Genomic DNA, 17162 nt, shown 5'->3' with positions numbered 1-17162 from the left:
AGGATTTCCAGAATTGGACAAGACCTTGTAAATGAATTGGAAGGTGAAGTAGGGGAATAATGGAACTATTTAAAACATGGAAGAAAAATATGGTTCTCTATGGTCTTAAATCTCAAATCGGAACTGTCTACCGAAACAGTGATAGGACAACAAGCTTTTATGACGTTGGGAATTTTCTATACCTAGCAGGGGAGTTGGATTCCAGATTTTGGGAAGATTTTGTTAGGAAATATGGTTTAGATTATAAGATTATTATTTCAGAAAATACCAATTGGCAAGATTTTCTGCATCGGAAAGTGGGGCTAAATTCTTTTACTCGCTATTCTTTTAAAGATAAGGCAAATTTTCAAGTTGAATTTTTAAATAATCTAGTTACTCATATAGAGGAAGGTTACAATATTGTGCCTATTGATAATCATATTTATGACAGTTTTTCTGAGGAAGAATGGTCACAAGATTTACAGGGGGATTTTGAGTCCTATCAGGATTTTGTTTTAAAAGGTGGATTTGGCTTTGTGATTCTTAAAAATAATGAACTGATTGCTGGGATTTCCTCAGGGTTAGTTTACCGTGGAGCAGTTGAAGTGGAAGTTGCAACTAGACCAAACGAACAAGGAAATGGATTTGCTAAAAAGCTTGGTGCTGCAATGATTCTAGAGAGTTTAAATAGAGATATGTTTCCACTTTGGGATGCTCATAACGAGGCTTCCAAAAAAGTAGCAGAATTTTTAGGATATGAGTTAGTTGAACCTTATGAAGCTTTTGAACTAGAGCAAAGCTTCATATAATGATATATGATATTGTATCTTTTAAGACGAGGTGAATGATGAGAAATCAACTTGCCCTTAGTGGCGAAAAAATTCTTGAAAAAATTTATCCTCAACTATTGCACCACGTCGGCATGATTCGTGGGGAATATTTGTTGAGAGAGCTTAATCAAAACATCATATTAGCAAGTTGTCAGCAATTTGTAAAAGATTATCTAGAGACTATCTGCTCCCTGTACTCAGATCAAGAAGTTTGGTATCGTTTTACTGAATTAACGAATACAGAAGCCAATTGTTTAGAGGGAACTAAAGAGTATTTTGATGAAAATCATCCCTTGTTTGGTTATAGAGGAACTAGGCGTTTACTGGCGTGTTTGGATGAATTTCAGGCTGAGGCAAATGTCGTTACAGAAGTTTATCAAAACAATCCCAATCTATCTGTTATCTTTCCTTTTGTTAATGATGCCGACCAATTAAAGCAAGCTATTACAGTATTGCGTGAGCATGGTTTTACTGGGAAAATCGGCACAATGATTGAATTGCCGTCAGCTTATTTTGACTTGGACAGAATACTGGAAACGGGTATTTCAAAGATTATAGTTGGAATGAATGATTTGACTTCCTTTGTTTTTGCGACTGTGAGAAATAGTCAATGGCATGATATGGAAAGTCCCATTATGTTAGATATGCTGAAACAGATGCAGGATAAAGCAAGGATGAAGAAGACTGACTTTGCTGTGGCAGGTTATCTGAATGTTTCTTTCATACAAAAAATGAATCAGATGGGTATCAAGTGCATTATCCACTATAGTTCTATTCCAGAGATTTTTGATTTAGAGATTGACCATCCAGACCACCTCAAACGTGTAAAAGAAGTGAGTAAAAAATTACAAAGGAGCAACCTATGACACCGCAAGAAATGTGGAATGCCTACAAGCAAATCAATCCCTCAATTGGAGATGAGATAGATGCCTGGGCTTTTGGAGTGGAAGCAGATCTCTTGGCAGATTTGGTACTAAGAGGCGAGAAGACAGCAACCGCCTCAGCCTATGATCTCTACGCACTAGAAGACGAACCTCTTCCACAAAAAGGGACCTTCGATGTCATTTTAGATAGTCAAAATCAGGCTGTCTGCATTGTCGAAATTACAAAGGTTTCCGTTCAGCCCTTTCATCAAGTTTCTGCTGATCATGCTTTTAAGGAAGGTGAGGGAGACAAATCTTTAGCCTATTGGCGCCAGGTTCATGAAGACTTTTTCACAGAGTGGATGAGAGAGGCTGGACTAACTTTTACACCTGACAGCAAGGTTGTTTTAGAAGAATTTATCAAGGTCTACCCACTTTAGACTGCAGAAGGAAGAAAGTTTTGGAAATGACCGTCCAATCCTTTTTTCTTAAGCAAAACATGATATAATAAGTTTGTTTGAAGAAGAGCTCTAGCTCTTAAACTTAGATAGGAGAAAACTATGCAAGCAGTTGAACATTTTATTAAGCAATTTGTTCCTGAACATTATGATTTATTTTTAGACTTGAGTCGTGAGACCAAGACTTTTTCAGGAAAGGTGACTATTAGTGGTCAAGCACAGAGTGACCGTATTTCCCTTCACCAAAAAGATTTGGAAATCGCTTCTGTAGAAGTTGCAGGTCAAGCTCGTCCATTTACAGTTGACCATGACAATGAAGCCCTTCATATTGAACTTGCGGAAGCTGGTCAAGTTGAAGTTGTTATTGCTTTCTCAGGAAAAATCACAGACAACATGACAGGGATTTACCCTTCTTATTACACAGTTGATGGAGTCAAGAAGGAAGTCTTGTCTACTCAATTTGAGAGCCATTTTGCGCGTGAAGCCTTCCCATGTGTGGATGAGCCAGAAGCCAAAGCAACTTTTGACCTCTCTCTACGTTTTGACCAAGCAGAAGGTGAATTGGCCTTGTCAAACATGCCTGAGATTGATGTTGAAAACCGTAAGGAAACAGGTATCTGGAAGTTTGAGACAACACCTCGCATGTCTTCTTACTTGTTAGCCTTTGTTGCTGGTGATTTGCAAGGTGTGACGGCTAAAACTAAAAACGGTACCCTCGTTGGTGTTTACTCAACCAAAGCTCACCCACTATCTAACCTTGATTTCTCACTGGACATCGCTGTTCGCTCTATCGAGTTTTACGAAGATTATTACGGAGTTAAGTATCCAATCCCTCAATCTCTTCACATCGCTCTTCCTGACTTCTCAGCAGGTGCTATGGAAAACTGGGGTCTTGTAACCTACCGTGAAGTTTACTTAGTTGTTGATGAGAACTCAACTTTTGCTAGCCGTCAACAAGTTGCTCTTGTTGTGGCACATGAGTTGGCTCACCAATGGTTTGGGAACCTCGTTACTATGAAATGGTGGGATGACCTATGGCTCAATGAAAGCTTTGCTAACATGATGGAATACGTCTGTGTGGATGCCATCGAGCCAAGCTGGAATATCTTTGAAGATTTCCAAACAGGTGGTGTTCCGTCTGCCTTGAAACGTGATGCGACTGATGGTGTTCAGTCTGTTCACGTTGAAGTCAAACACCCAGATGAAATCAATACGCTCTTTGATGGTGCTATCGTCTATGCCAAAGGAAGCCGTCTTATGCACATGCTTCGTCGTTGGCTAGGTGATACCGATTTTGCCAAAGGTTTGCATGCCTACTTTGAAAAACACCAATACAGCAATACAATTGGTCGTGACCTTTGGGATGCTCTTGGTCAAGCGTCTGGACGTGATGTCGCAGCCTTTATGGATTCCTGGTTGGAACAACCTGGTTATCCAGTTCTCACTGTCAAAGTTGAAAATGATGTCTTGAAGATCTCACAAAAACAATTCTTCATCGGTGAGCACGAAGACAAGAACCGTCTCTGGGTTGTGCCACTAAACAGCAACTGGAAAGGCTTGCCTGATACACTCGAAACTGAAAGCATCGAAATCCCTGGCTACGCAGCCCTTCTTGCTGAAAATGAAGGAGCTCTTCGTCTCAATACTGAAAATACAGCTCACTACATTACAGACTATCAAGGAGACTTGCTAGATGCTATTCTTGCTGACCTAGTTGAGCTTGATAATACAAGTAAACTGCAAATCGTCCAAGAACGTCGCTTGCTTGCTGAAGCAGGGCACATTTCTTATGCAGACTTGCTTCCAGTACTTGATAAACTCGCTAAAGAAGAATCTTACCTTGTCGTTTCAGCTGTTTCTCAAGTAATATCTGCTCTTGAGCGCTTTATAGATGAAGGAACAGAAGCTGAAAGAGCCTTCAAAGCCTTGGTTGCTAAATTGGCTCGTCACAACTATGACCGTCTTGGTTTTGAAGCTAAAGATGGCGAATCAGATGAGGATGAGTTGGTTCGTCAGTTGGCTGTTTCTATGATGATTCGCTCAAATGATGCAGAAGCTAGTCAAGTCGCTAGCCAAATCTTCGCGGCTCACAAGGAGAATCTTGCAGGACTTCCAGCAGCTATTCGCTCACAAGTTCTGATCAATGAGATGAAACATCATGAGACTAAAGACTTGTTAGCACTTTATCTTGATACTTACACTCACGCAACAGATGCTGTCTTTAAACGCCAGTTGGCAGCTGCTCTTGCATACAGTACAGATGCGGATAATATCCAAAACTTGATTGCTTCTTGGAAGGACAAATTTGTGGTCAAACCACAAGACTTGTCTGCTTGGTACTTCCAGTTCTTAAGCCATCAAGCAACTCAGGAAACAGCATGGTCTTGGGCGCGTGAAAACTGGGCTTGGATTAAGGCAGCCCTTGGAGGAGATATGAGCTTTGATAGCTTTGTTATCCTTCCTGCTCATGTATTTAAGACAGAACAACGCTTGGCGGAATACAAGGAGTTCTTTGAGCCACAACTTTCTGATCTTGCTCTTAGCCGTAATATCGGCATGGGAATCAAGGAAATTGCAGCGCGTGTTGACTTGATTAACCGCGAAAAAGCTGCAGTGGAAGCAGTTGTTCTTCAATACGGAACTAAATAATCAAAATAAAACTCAGCTATCTCATGTAAAATGCAGAGAGTTGAGTTTTTTTTAAGGCAAATTTGGTATAATGGTCTTAATAAGGAGGAGTTTCTCATGATAAAAATCTTATTAGTTGAGGATGACCTAGGCCTGTCAAATTCAGTATTTGACTTTTTAGACGATTTTGCGGATGTCATGCAGGTATTTGATGGAGAAGAAGGTCTCTACGAAGCTGAGAGTGGCGTCTATGACTTGATTTTGCTCGATTTGATGTTGCCAGAAAAAAATGGTTTCCAAGTCTTGAAAGAATTGCGTGAAAAGGGAATTACGACCCCAGTTCTGATTATGACTGCTAAGGAAAGTTTGGATGACAAGGGACATGGATTTGAACTAGGAGCGGATGATTATCTGACCAAACCTTTTTACCTAGAAGAACTCAAAATGCGGATTCAAGCCCTTCTCAAACGTTCAGGTAAGTTTAATGAAAACACCTTGACTTATGGAAATATTGTGGTTAATCTGTCTACAAATACCGTTAAGGTTGAAGATACTCCCGTCGAATTGCTGGGGAAAGAGTTCGATTTACTAGTTTATTTCCTTCAAAATCAAAATGTTATTTTGCCGAAGACTCAGATTTTTGATCGTCTATGGGGATTTGATAGTGATACAACGATTTCTGTTGTCGAAGTCTATGTTTCAAAAGTTCGTAAGAAATTAAAAGGAACCACTTTTGCAGAGAATTTGCAAACCTTGCGTAGTGTTGGGTATATTTTAAAAGATGTTCAGTAAACTAAAAAAAACATGGTATGCGGATGACTTTAGTTACTTTATCCGCAACTTCGGTGTCTTCACCCTGATTTTCTCTACCATGACTCTGATTATTTTGCAGGTCATGCATTCGAGTCTCTATACTTCGGTGGATGATACGCTCCATGGCTTGAGTAACAATCCTCAGGCAGTTATTCAGCTTGCGGTAAATAGGGCGACAGAAGAGATTAAAGATTTAGAGAATGCTGCTACAGATACTAGCAAGACTGAGATAAAACCCAATGTCAGTTCCAATACGGAGGTTATTCTTTTTGATAAGAATTTTACCCAGCTCCTTTCTGGAAATCGATTTTTGGGATTGGATAAGATTAAGCTAGAGAAGAAAGAACTAGGCCATATCTATCAAATTCAGGTTTTTAATAGCTATGGACAGGAAGAAATCTATCGCATGATTTTGATGGAAACCAATATCAGTTCGGTTTCAACCAATATCAAGTATGCGGCTGTCTTGATTAATACCAGTCAGTTGGAGCAAGCCAGTCAAAAGCATGAGCAACTGATTGTGGTCGTGATGGCTAGTTTTTGGATTTTGTCTTTGATTGCCAGTCTCTATCTAGCTCGAGTCAGTGTCCGACCTCTGCTTGAGAGTATGCAGAAGCAGCAGTCTTTTGTGGAAAATGCCAGTCATGAGTTACGAACTCCACTTGCAGTTCTGCAAAATCGTTTAGAGACCCTTTTTCGTAAGCCAGAAGCTACCATTATGGATGTGAGCGAAAGCATTGCATCGAGTTTGGAAGAAGTCCGAAATATGCGTTTTTTGACGACAAACTTGCTGAACTTAGCTCGACGAGATGATGGAATTAAGCCAGAACTTGCAGAAGTTCCAACTAGCTTTTTTAACACGACTTTCACAAACTATGAGATGATTGCTTCTGAAAATGACCGTGTCTTCCGTTTTGAAAATCGCATTCATAGAACGATTGTCACAGATCAGCTTCTTTTGAAACAATTGATGACCATCCTGTTTGATAATGCTATCAAATATACTGAGGAGGATGGTGAAATTGATTTTATGATTTCAGCGACTGATCGTAATCTTTATTTGCTAGTTTCCGACAATGGAGTCGGTATTTCCGCAGAAGATAAGAAGAAAATATTTGACCGCTTTTATCGAGTGGACAAGGCTAGAACTCGTCAAAAAGGTGGTTTTGGTTTAGGATTATCTCTAGCCAAGCAAATTGTAGATGCCCTAAAAGGAACCATTACTGTTAAAGATAATAAACCAAAGGGAACAATCTTTGAAGTGAAGATTGCAATCCACACACCATCTAAAAAGAAAAAATAAAAATATCGCTCCAGACGGGGCGATATTTTGGATTTATCTTCTACGTTTTCGTTTGATAATAAACCGTTGAATTTTTAAAACAAGTAAGCTGGATCCGATTGCTGCGGCAAAGGCAAGAGCAGGTGATAATTTTAATGCTAAAAAGATAAAACTAAAGATGGCAATACAGATACAAAAAACAGCGATATTAACAAAAAATAGGATTTCCTTGAGATTGGCATCAGATTGTGCTTCAGGTGTATAATCTTGATAGCGAGGAACCTGCTGGCTTAATTCTTCTTGATTGTCTACCTCATAGGATTGTAATTTTCTTACGGGCATTATTCTCTCCTTAACAGTACATACCTATTTTATCATTTTTTCAGCAGAGAATTATTACAGAAAGGTTACAATAAGAATAAAGTCCCTTTTCATTTTTAAAGAATGGCTGATTTTCCAGAAATATGGTATAATTTTCCTTATGGAAAAGATTATCATTACAGCAACTGCTGAAAGTATTGAACAAGTTAAACAACTGCTCGAAGCTGGCGTAGACCGTATCTATGTCGGTGAGAAAGATTTTGGTCTTCGTCTGCCAACGACCTTTAGTTATGACGAATTGCGTGAAATCGCTAATTTGGTTCATGATACTGGTAAGGAATTGATCGTTGCAGTCAATGCCCTCATGCACCAAGATATGATGGATCGTATCAAGCCCTTCCTCGATTTCTTGGAAGAAATCAAGACAGACTACATTACGATTGGGGATGCAGGTGTCTTTTACGTAGTCAATCGCGATGGTTATTCATTTAAGACCATCTACGATGCTTCAACCATGGTAACAAGCAGTCGTCAGATTAACTTCTGGGGACAAAAGGCTGGCGCATCTGAGGCTGTTTTGGCGCGTGAAATTCCATCAGCTGAACTTTTCAAAATGCCAGAGATTTTGGAAATTCCTGCTGAAGTGTTGGTGTATGGTGCTAGTGTTATTCATCATTCTAAACGTCCGCTTTTGCAAAATTACTATAACTTTACGCACATCGATGATGAAAAGACGCGCAAGCGTGACCTCTTCTTGGCTGAGCCAAGTGACCCAGAGAGTCACTATTCCATTTTTGAAGACAATCATGGAACCCACATTTTTGCCAACAATGACCTTGATTTGATGACAAAATTGACAGAATTGGTAGAGCATGGTTTTACTCACTGGAAATTAGAAGGTCTCTATACACCTGGTCAGAACTTTGTTGAGATTGCAAAACTCTTTATCCAGGCACGTAGCTTGATTCAAGAGGGTAACTTTAGCCATGACCAAGCCTTCTTGCTAGATGAAGAAGTGCGCAAGTTACACCCTAAAAACCGTTTCCTTGATACAGGATTTTATGACTACGATCCTGACATGGTTAAATAAAGTAAATGATTCGTTGAGAGAGGGAAGATGCAAACATTTCTTCTCTCAATTTTTCTTATTCTCCAATATTTTCAAAAAATAAGTAGGCTAGGATGCTCTGTTTGCTGGGATTTTTAATACAAGTAACCTTCTTGAGTTTGAAAATTATCCTATGTTTGCAGGTGTCAAATGGCCCTTTTTTTGGTATAATTTTTTATAATGAAAACGATTGGTAATCGCTATGTTGTGGTTGATTTAGAGGCAACTAGCACAGGTAGTAAGGCTAAAATTATCCAAGTGGGAATTGTCGTGATTGAGGACGGAAAAATCGTCGATCACTATACGACGGATGTCAATCCACATGAACCCTTGGATGCTCATATCAAAGAACTGACAGGATTGACAGACCAACGTCTGGCGCAAGCACCTGATTTTTCGCAAGTTGCCAGAAAAATTTTTGACTTGGTGGAGGATGGGATTTTTGTAGCCCATAATGTTCAGTTTGATGCTAATCTCTTGGCGGAAAATTTATTTTTTGAAGGCTATGAACTAAGAAATCCTCGTGTTGACACGGTCGAATTGGCTCAGGTCTTTTTCCCTGAACTGGAAAAATATAGCTTGCCGATATTGTGTCGAGAATTAGGAATTCCTCTTAAGCACGCTCACACAGCCCTTTCAGATGCCCAAGCTACAGCGGAATTACTTCTTTTTTTACGAGAAAAGATGGCCCAGCTTCCTAAAGGTCTCTTGGAACGCTTGCTGGAAATGGCTGATGCTCTCTTATACGAGTCTTACCTGGTTATTGAAGAAATTTATCGCAGCCAATCTATCCTGAGTTCTTCAGACTTGGTCGAAGTTCAAGGACTGTATTTCAAGAAAACTGGAGCTCCCCTGGAGCCACGAAAACTATCCCAAGATTTTTCTAAAAATATTTCTTTGTTGAACCTTGAAGTGAGGGAACGACAAGAAAGTTTTGCTAAAGAGGTTGGCTTGCTATTGAAAGATGAGCCTGTCTCTCTGATTCAAGCACCTACAGGGATTGGGAAAACCTATGGCTATCTCTTACCCGCTTTATCTCAAGACAAAGAGCGTCAAATTGTTCTTAGTGTTCCGACAAAGATTCTTCAAAATCAAATCATGGAAGAAGAAGGTAAACGTCTCAAGGATGTGTTCCATATAGATATTCATAGTTTAAAGGGACCACACAATTATCTGAAGTTGGATGCCTTTTATCGTTCCTTGCAGGAAAATGATGAAAATCGCTTATTTAGACGCTTTAAAATGCAACTCTTGGTCTGGCTGACTGAGACAGAGACAGGAGATTTTGATGAAATTGGTCAACTCTACCGTTACCAACATTTTCTAACAGATCTTCGTCATGACGGGAATTTATCATCTCAAAGCTTATTTGTGACGGAAGATTTCTGGAAACGTAGTCAGGAAAGGGCAGAGACTTGCAAGCTTTTAGTGACCAATCATGCCTATCTTGTAACCAGACTTGAAGATAATCCTGAATTTGTCAGTGATCGTTTATTGATTATTGATGAAGTCCAAAAAGTTTTGTTGGCCCTAGAAAATCTGCTTCAAGAGACCTACGATATCCAGTCTATTATCGATTTGCTTGATAAGGCTTTACTGGAGGAGCAAAATAAGGTTCAGCAACGAATACTAGAAAGTATTCGCTTTGAGTGCTTCTACTTGATAGAACAATTTCAGTCTGGCAAATCTAGGAAAAATATCTTAGATTCTCTTGCCAATCTCCATCAGTATTTTTCAGAATTAGAGGTAGAAGGCTTTGGGGAACTGGTCCGCTATTTTACGGCTGAAGGTGATTACTGGCTTGAAGCAACTGAAACGAGTCAAAAGAAAATTCAGATTTCTTCTACAAAATCAGGCCGTATTCTTCTATCTTCCTTAGTGCCTGATTCATGCCAAGTCTTGGGAGTGTCGGCCACTCTTGAGATTAGTCAAAGAGTTTCTTTGGCAGACCTGTTAGGCTATCCCGAAGCTAAATTTGTTAAGATTGAAGCTTGTAAAAAACAGGATCAAGAAGTGGTCTTGGTCAAAGATTTTCCTCTAGTAACAGAAACCTCCTTAGAAGTCTACGCCAAAGAGGTAGCTGATTTGCTGATGGATGTTCAAGTTTTCCAACAACCGATTTTGGTTCTCTTTACTGCTAAAGATATGCTTCTAGCAGTATCGGATTTACTTCCAGTTAGCCATCTGGCCCAGTATAAAAATGGGGATGTTCATCAACTGAAGAAACGCTTTGAAAAAGGTGAACAACAAATCCTGCTAGGTGCAGCAAGTTTCTGGGAGGGAGTTGATTTTTCAAGTCATCCTTTTGTGATTCAAGTTGTACCAAGACTTCCTTTTCAAAATCCTCAAGAGCCCTTGACGAAAAAGATTAATCAGGAACTGAATCAGGAAGGAAAAAATGCCTTTTATGATTATCAGTTGCCAATGGCCATTATTCGTTTAAAACAGGCTTTGGGAAGAAGTATGAGACGCGAACACCAACGTTCCTTAACTCTTATTTTGGATAGGAGAATTGTCGGAAAGCGATATGGCAAACAAATTGTGACTTCTCTAGCAAAAGAAGCGACTGTTAAAACCGTCTCTCGATCCGAAATTGATGAGGCTGTTGATAGATTTTTAAATGAACTTTGATAAATAGTATAGTATGAAAGTATAAGGTTAGTGTATATGAAACGTTCTCTCGACTCTAGAGTCGATTATAGTTTGCTCTTGCCAGTATTTTTTCTACTGGTTATCGGCGTGGTGGCTATTTATATAGCCGTTAGTCATGATTATCCAAATAATATTCTGCCCATTTTAGGGCAGCAGGTCGCCTGGATTGCCTTGGGGCTTGTGATTGGTTTTGTCGTCATGCTCTTTAATACAGAATTTCTTTGGAAGGTGACTCCTTTTCTATATATTTTAGGCTTGGGACTTATGGTTTTGCCGATTGTCTTTTATAATCCAAGCTTAGTTGCCTCCACGGGTGCTAAAAACTGGATTTCAGTAAATGGAATTACCTTGTTCCAACCATCAGAATTTATGAAGATATCCTATATCCTTATGTTGGCTCGTGTGATTGTCCAATTTACAAAAAAACATAAGGAATGGAGACGTACAGTTCCGCTGGATTTCTTGCTGATTTTTTGGATGATTCTCTTTACCATTCCAGTCCTAGTTCTTTTGGCACTTCAAAGTGACTTGGGGACAGCTTTGGTTTTTGTAGCCATTTTCTCAGGAATCGTCTTGCTATCAGGAGTTTCTTGGAAAATTATTATCCCAGTATTTGTGACTGCTGTAACAGGAATTGCTGGTTTTCTAGCCATCTTTATCAGCAAGGACGGTCGGGCTTTTCTCCATCAACTGGGAATGCCGACCTACCAAATCAATCGTATCTTGGCTTGGCTTAATCCATTTGACTTTGCCCAAACAACTACTTACCAGCAGGCTCAAGGACAAATTGCCATTGGGAGCGGTGGCTTATTTGGTCAAGGGTTTAATGCTTCGAATCTGCTTATTCCAGTTCGTGAGTCTGATATGATTTTTACGGTCATTGCAGAAGATTTTGGCTTTATTGGCTCTGTCCTTGTTATCGCCCTTTATCTCATGCTGATTTACCGTATGTTGAAGATTACTCTTAGATCAAATAACCAGTTCTACACCTATATTTCCACAGGTTTGATTATGATGTTGCTATTCCATATCTTTGAGAATATCGGTGCTGTGACAGGTTTGCTTCCTTTGACGGGGATTCCCCTACCTTTCATTTCTCAAGGTGGATCGGCTATTATCAGTAACTTGATTGGTATTGGCTTGCTTTTATCTATGAGTTACCAGACTAATTTAGCTGAAGAAAAGAGCGGAAAAGTTCCATTCAAACGGAAAAAGGTTGTATTAAAACAAATCAAATAAGGAGAAAATCATGGTTAAAGTAGCAGTCATGTTAGCCCAGGGCTTTGAAGAAATTGAAGCTTTGACAGTTGTGGATGTTTTGCGTCGGGCAAATATCACTTGTGATATGGTTGGGTTTGAAGAGCAAGTGACTGGTTCGCATGCAATCCAAGTAAGAGCAGATCGTGTCTTTGATGGTGATTTATCAGACTATGATATGGTTGTTCTTCCTGGTGGCATGCCTGGTTCTGCACATTTGCGCGATAATCAGGCCTTGATTCAAGAGTTGCAAAGCTTCGAGCAAGAAGGAAAAAAACTAGCAGCCATTTGTGCTGCGCCAATTGCCCTCAATCAAGCAGGGCTATTGAAAAACAAGCAGTACACTTGCTATGATGGCGTTCAAGAGCAAATCTTTGATGGTCAATATGTAAAGGAAACAGTAGTGGTAGATGGTCATTTGATAACCAGTCGAGGCCCCTCAACAGCCCTTGCCTTTGCCTACGAGTTGGTGGAGCAATTAGGAGGAGACGCAGAGACTTTACGAACAGGAATGCTCTATCGAGATGTCTTTGGTAAAAATCAGTAAAACGGGAGTCAAACTCTCGTTTTTTATGTGGAAAACTCAGGGAAATCATCGCTTTTTTCATAAAAAAATGCTATAATGAAGGGTATGAAATATCACGATTATATCTGGGATTTAGGTGGAACTTTACTGGATAATTACGAAACTTCAACAGCTGCATTTGTTGAAACATTGGCATTGTATGGCATCACAGAAGACCATGACAGTGTCTATCAGGCTTTAAAGGTTTCTACTGATTTTGCGATTGAGACATTCGCTCCCAACTTAGAGAATTTTTTAGAAAAGTACAAGGAAAATGAAGCCAGAGAGCTAGAACATCCGATTTTGTTTGATGGAGTTTCTGATTTATTGAAAGATATCTCGAATCAAGGTGGCCGTCATTTTTTGGTATCTCATCGTAATGATCAGGTCTTGGAAATTTTAGAAAAAACCTCTATAGCAGCTTATTTTACAGAAGTGGTGACTTCTAACTCAGGCTTTCAGAGAAAACCAAATCCTGAGTCCATGCTTTATTTAAGAGAAAAGTATCAGATTAGCTCTGGTATTGTAATTGGTGATCGTCCTATTGATATTGAAGCAGGTCAAGCTGCAGGACTAGCTACCCACTTGTTTACCAGTATCGTGAATTTAAGACAAGTATTAGACATGTAAGAAAAAGGAATAAGATGACAGAAGAAATCAAAAATCTGCAGGCACAAGATTATGATGCCAGCCAAATTCAAGTTTTAGAGGGCTTAGAGGCTGTTCGTATGCGTCCAGGAATGTATATCGGATCAACCTCAAAAGAAGGTCTTCACCATCTAGTCTGGGAAATCGTTGATAACTCAATCGATGAGGCCTTGGCAGGATTTGCCAGTCATATTCAAGTCTTTATTGAGCCAGATGATTCCATCACTGTTGTCGATGATGGGCGTGGGATTCCAGTCGATATTCAGGAAAAAACAGGCCGACCTGCTGTTGAGACAGTCTTTACGGTTCTTCACGCTGGAGGAAAGTTTGGCGGTGGCGGATATAAGGTCTCAGGTGGTCTTCACGGAGTGGGGTCCTCAGTTGTTAACGCCCTTTCTACTCAATTAGACGTTCATGTCCACAAAAATGGTAAAATTCATTACCAAGAATACCGTCGTGGTCATGTTGTCGCAGACCTTGAGGTGGTTGGAGATACGGATAAAACGGGAACAACAGTTCACTTTACACCGGATCCAGAAATTTTCACTGAAACAACAACCTTTGATTTTGATAAATTAAATAAACGGATTCAAGAGTTGGCCTTTCTAAATCGCGGTCTTCAAATCTCCATTACAGATAAGCGTGAGGGGTTAGAACAAACTAAGCATTACCACTATGAAGGTGGGATTGCTAGCTACGTTGAATATATCAATGAGAACAAGGATGTTATCTTTGATACACCAATCTATACTGACGGTGAGATGGATGATATCACAGTTGAAGTAGCCATGCAGTACACAACGGGTTACCATGAAAATGTCATGAGTTTTGCCAACAATATTCATACCCATGAAGGTGGAACGCATGAACAAGGTTTCCGTACAGCCTTGACACGTGTTATCAACGATTATGCTCGTAAAAATAAGTTACTGAAAGACAATGAAGACAACCTAACAGGGGAAGATGTTCGTGAAGGATTAACTGCAGTTATCTCAGTTAAACACCCAAATCCACAGTTTGAAGGACAAACCAAGACCAAATTGGGGAATAGCGAAGTGGTCAAGATTACCAATCGCCTCTTCAGTGATGCCTTTTCTGATTTCCTTATGGAGAATCCTCAAATTGCAAAACGCATTGTAGAAAAAGGAATTCTGGCTGCTAAGGCTCGTGTGGCTGCCAAGCGTGCGCGTGAAGTCACTCGTAAAAAATCTGGTTTGGAAATTTCCAATCTTCCAGGGAAACTAGCAGACTGTTCTTCTAACAATCCTGCTGAAACAGAACTCTTCATCGTCGAAGGAGATTCAGCTGGTGGATCAGCCAAATCAGGTCGTAACCGTGAGTTCCAGGCTATCCTTCCAATTCGCGGTAAGATTTTGAACGTTGAAAAGGCAAGTATGGATAAGATTCTAGCTAACGAAGAAATTCGTAGTCTTTTCACAGCGATGGGAACAGGATTTGGTGCAGAATTTGATGTTTCAAAAGCCCGTTACCAAAAACTCGTTTTGATGACCGATGCCGATGTCGATGGTGCTCACATTCGTACCCTTCTTTTAACCTTGATTTATCGTTATATGAAACCAATTCTAGAAGCTGGTTATGTTTATATCGCCCAACCACCAATCTATGGTGTTAAGGTTGGAAGCGAGATTAAAGAATATATCCAGCCAGGAGCAGACCAAGAAATTAAACTCCAAGAAGCCTTAGCCCGCCACAGTGAAGGTCGTGCCAAACCAACTATTCAGAGGTATAAAGGTCTTGGTGAAATGGACGATCATCAGTTATGGGAAACAACAATGGATCCCGAGCATCGCTTGATGGCCAGAGTTTCTGTGGATGACGCAGCTGAGGCAGATAAAATCTTTGATATGTTGATGGGGGATCGAGTAGAGCCTCGTCGTGAATTTATCGAAGAAAATGCCGTCTATAGTACACTTGATGTCTAAAAAATCGGGAGAAGTAGTTCCCTTGGTCTAAAAAATATGATATAATCGTTACGATTGTTTCAAGTAAAAAAGGAGTTTAATATGTCTGGTAGTCTAGTAATATATCTTGCAATTGCAGTTGCAGTTTTCTTAGTGATTGCCTATGCTATCGCAATCTACGTACGAAAACGCAATGAAAGTAAATTAGCAATTTTAGAAGAGAAAAAAGAAGAGCTGTACAATCTTCCAGTAAACGATGAAGTTGAAGCTGTAAAAAATATGCACTTGATTGGACAAAGTCAAGTGACTTTCCGTGAGTGGAACCAAAAATGGGTTGACCTATCTCTTAACTCTTTTGCCGATATCGAAAATAATCTTTTTGAGGCAGAAGGCTATAACAACTCATTCCGTTTTTTCAAGGCCAGTCATCAAATTGACCAAATCGAGAGTCAAATTACCTTGATTGAAGAAGATATTGCAGCAATTCGCAATGCTTTAGCAGATTTGGAGAAACAAGAGTCTAAAAATAGTGGACGTGTTCTTCATACCTTGGACTTGTTTGAAGAGTTACAACACCGAGTGGCTGATCATTCTGAAGAATATGGCCAAGGTTTATCTGAAATCGAAAAACAATTGGAAAATATCCAATCAGAGTTTTCTCAGTTTGTTACTTTAAACACTTCAGGTGACCCAGTAGAAGCTGCTGTGATTTTGGATAATGCTGAAAATCATATCTTGGCTTTGAGTCACATTGTTGACCGCCTGCCAGCGATTGTAAAAACATTATCTAAAGAGCTACCTGATCAATTGGAAGATTTGGAAGACGGTTACCGTAAGCTTTTAGATGCTAATTATCATTTTGCTGAAACAGATATTGAATCTCGCTTCCAATTGCTTTATGAAGCTTTGAAGAAAAACCACGAAAATATTGAACAATTAGAGTTGGATAATGCTGAGTATGAAAATACTCAAGTTCAAGAAGAAATCAATTCACTCTATGATATCTTTACACGAGAAATCTCCGCTCAAAAAGTAGTAGAAGGCTTAGTTGCAACTCTTCCTACATATTTGAAACACATGAAAGATAGTAATGCTGTTTTAGTGGAAGATATTCAACGATTGAGTAACAATTACCTACTATCTGAAACGGATGTTAGTCATGTTCATAGATTACAAGCTGAGTTAGAGTCTTTGGAAGAATCTGTATTGGAATTAACTTCTGAACAAGAGGAACATTCTGAACCTTATTCATTCCTTGAAGATCGTTTGGAAAACTTACAAGCGACTTTGAAGGAAATTGAAGATGAACAAGTTGCGGTTAGTCAACGTCTTGCTCAGATTGAAAAAGATGATATCAATGCTCGCCAGAAGGCAAATGTTTATGTTAATCGTCTTCACACAATTAAGAGATATATGGAAAAACGTAATCTTCCAGGTATTCCTCAGAATTTCTTACAGTTGTTCTTTACAGCAAGTAACCATACTGAAGAGTTGATGGCTGAACTAGAAGAAGCCCAGGTCAATATTGAAGCTGTGAACCGTATGCTTGAAATTACAACAAATAATATGGAAGTACTTGAAGAAGAAACCTATAATATTGTTCAATATGCAACATTGACAGAACAATTGCTACAGTATTCGAACCGTTACCGCTCATTTGATGAACGAATTCAAGAAGCCTTTAATGAATCATTAGAAATTTTTGAAAAAGAATTTGATTACCATGCTTCATTTGATAAGATTTCGCAAGCTTTGGAAGTTGCAGAACCAGGTGTAACCAACCGTTTTGTCACTTCATATGAAAAAACACGTGAGACGATTCGTTTCTAACATAAT

Annotated in this window: 14 protein-coding genes; 13 read left to right on the top strand and 1 reads right to left on the bottom strand. The window is 39.4% G+C overall.

Going from position 1 to position 17162, the window contains the following annotated elements:
* Positions 1-59: 59 nt before the first annotated feature.
* The 6 genes from D8848_RS00825 to ciaH all read left to right on the top strand — a co-directional run bounded on the left by D8848_RS00825 (position 60) and on the right by ciaH (position 6874).
* Positions 60-788 (top strand): GNAT family N-acetyltransferase, encoded by a 729-nt coding sequence (locus D8848_RS00825; protein ID WP_125442843.1) that lies wholly within the window; start codon positions 60-62, stop codon positions 786-788.
* Between the two features lie 38 nt (positions 789-826).
* On the top strand, positions 827-1675 hold the full coding sequence (locus D8848_RS00820) for a putative PEP-binding protein (protein ID WP_125442842.1): 849 nt from the start codon (positions 827-829) through the stop codon (positions 1673-1675).
* Positions 1672-2112, top strand: coding sequence for an ASCH domain-containing protein (locus D8848_RS00815; protein ID WP_125442841.1), 441 nt, complete (start codon positions 1672-1674; stop codon positions 2110-2112). Before D8848_RS00820 ends, D8848_RS00815 begins: the two co-directional genes overlap by 4 nt.
* Positions 2113-2232: 120 nt before the next feature.
* Positions 2233-4779, top strand: a complete 2547-nt coding sequence (locus D8848_RS00810) for a M1 family metallopeptidase (protein WP_125442840.1) — start codon at positions 2233-2235, stop codon at positions 4777-4779.
* Positions 4780-4875: 96 nt separating this feature from the next.
* Complete coding sequence (gene ciaR, locus D8848_RS00805; RefSeq protein ID WP_000590639.1) at positions 4876-5550, top strand: two-component system response regulator CiaR; 675 nt, start codon at positions 4876-4878, stop codon at positions 5548-5550.
* Complete coding sequence (gene ciaH / locus D8848_RS00800) at positions 5540-6874, top strand: two-component system sensor histidine kinase CiaH (protein ID WP_125442839.1); 1335 nt, start codon at positions 5540-5542, stop codon at positions 6872-6874. Before ciaR ends, ciaH begins: the two co-directional genes overlap by 11 nt.
* 33 nt (positions 6875-6907) lie before the next feature.
* On the opposite strand, the gene D8848_RS00795 is transcribed toward ciaH, so the two are convergent.
* Entirely contained in the window at positions 6908-7195 is a 288-nt protein-coding gene (locus D8848_RS00795; protein ID WP_125442838.1) for a DUF3270 domain-containing protein, read from the bottom strand.
* 139 nt (positions 7196-7334) lie between these two features.
* Between D8848_RS00795 and D8848_RS00790 the strand changes: the two genes are divergently transcribed.
* The 7 genes from D8848_RS00790 (at position 7335) to ezrA (ending at position 17156) form a co-directional block, all read left to right on the top strand.
* On the top strand, positions 7335-8264 hold the full coding sequence (locus D8848_RS00790; RefSeq protein ID WP_125442837.1) for a peptidase U32 family protein: 930 nt from the start codon (positions 7335-7337) through the stop codon (positions 8262-8264).
* A gap of 198 nt (positions 8265-8462) precedes the next feature.
* The gene (locus D8848_RS00785; RefSeq protein ID WP_125442836.1) at positions 8463-10913 is read left to right on the top strand and encodes a bifunctional DnaQ family exonuclease/ATP-dependent helicase; all 2451 of its coding nucleotides are present in this window, start codon (positions 8463-8465) and stop codon (positions 10911-10913) included.
* Between the two features lie 36 nt (positions 10914-10949).
* Positions 10950-12173, top strand: coding sequence for an FtsW/RodA/SpoVE family cell cycle protein (locus D8848_RS00780; protein ID WP_000830662.1), 1224 nt, complete (start codon positions 10950-10952; stop codon positions 12171-12173).
* 10 nt (positions 12174-12183) lie between these two features.
* Positions 12184-12738 (top strand): DJ-1 family glyoxalase III, encoded by a 555-nt coding sequence (locus tag D8848_RS00775; RefSeq protein WP_125442835.1) that lies wholly within the window; start codon positions 12184-12186, stop codon positions 12736-12738.
* Between the two features lie 84 nt (positions 12739-12822).
* Positions 12823-13386, top strand: a complete 564-nt coding sequence (locus D8848_RS00770; RefSeq protein ID WP_185756829.1) for an HAD family hydrolase — start codon at positions 12823-12825, stop codon at positions 13384-13386.
* 14 nt (positions 13387-13400) lie between these two features.
* A complete protein-coding gene (gene gyrB / locus D8848_RS00765; protein WP_000134040.1) occupies positions 13401-15347 on the top strand; it encodes a DNA topoisomerase (ATP-hydrolyzing) subunit B in 1947 nt (648 codons plus the stop codon).
* A gap of 81 nt (positions 15348-15428) precedes the next feature.
* Positions 15429-17156: a septation ring formation regulator EzrA gene (ezrA, locus tag D8848_RS00760; protein WP_125442833.1), complete on the top strand. Its 1728-nt coding sequence runs from the start codon at positions 15429-15431 to the stop codon at positions 17154-17156.
* Positions 17157-17162 lie beyond the last annotated feature (6 nt).

The organism is Streptococcus mitis, from assembly GCF_003942775.1.
Lineage (GTDB): Bacteria > Bacillota > Bacilli > Lactobacillales > Streptococcaceae > Streptococcus > Streptococcus mitis_CN.
Note: the sequence above shows the minus strand (reverse complement) of the source record. Positions and strands in the feature narration are given on the sequence as shown.

Excerpts from the sequence above, each read along its gene's own strand:
- D8848_RS00770 (WP_185756829.1), top strand. The coding sequence starts at position 12,823 with ATGAAATATCACGATTATATCTGGGATTTAGGTGGAACTTTACTGGAT.
- D8848_RS00825 (WP_125442843.1), top strand. The coding sequence starts at position 60 with ATGGAACTATTTAAAACATGGAAGAAAAATATGGTTCTCTATGGTCTT.
- D8848_RS00775 (WP_125442835.1), top strand. The coding sequence starts at position 12,184 with ATGGTTAAAGTAGCAGTCATGTTAGCCCAGGGCTTTGAAGAAATTGAA.
- D8848_RS00820 (WP_125442842.1), top strand. The coding sequence starts at position 827 with ATGAGAAATCAACTTGCCCTTAGTGGCGAAAAAATTCTTGAAAAAATT.
- D8848_RS00815 (WP_125442841.1), top strand. The coding sequence starts at position 1,672 with ATGACACCGCAAGAAATGTGGAATGCCTACAAGCAAATCAATCCCTCA.
- ciaH (WP_125442839.1), top strand. The coding sequence starts at position 5,540 with ATGTTCAGTAAACTAAAAAAAACATGGTATGCGGATGACTTTAGTTAC.
- ezrA (WP_125442833.1), top strand. The coding sequence starts at position 15,429 with ATGTCTGGTAGTCTAGTAATATATCTTGCAATTGCAGTTGCAGTTTTC.
- D8848_RS00795 (WP_125442838.1), bottom strand. The coding sequence starts at position 7,195 with ATGCCCGTAAGAAAATTACAATCCTATGAGGTAGACAATCAAGAAGAA.
- ciaR (WP_000590639.1), top strand. The coding sequence starts at position 4,876 with ATGATAAAAATCTTATTAGTTGAGGATGACCTAGGCCTGTCAAATTCA.
- gyrB (WP_000134040.1), top strand. The coding sequence starts at position 13,401 with ATGACAGAAGAAATCAAAAATCTGCAGGCACAAGATTATGATGCCAGC.
- D8848_RS00790 (WP_125442837.1), top strand. The coding sequence starts at position 7,335 with ATGGAAAAGATTATCATTACAGCAACTGCTGAAAGTATTGAACAAGTT.
- D8848_RS00810 (WP_125442840.1), top strand. The coding sequence starts at position 2,233 with ATGCAAGCAGTTGAACATTTTATTAAGCAATTTGTTCCTGAACATTAT.
- D8848_RS00780 (WP_000830662.1), top strand. The coding sequence starts at position 10,950 with ATGAAACGTTCTCTCGACTCTAGAGTCGATTATAGTTTGCTCTTGCCA.
- D8848_RS00785 (WP_125442836.1), top strand. The coding sequence starts at position 8,463 with ATGAAAACGATTGGTAATCGCTATGTTGTGGTTGATTTAGAGGCAACT.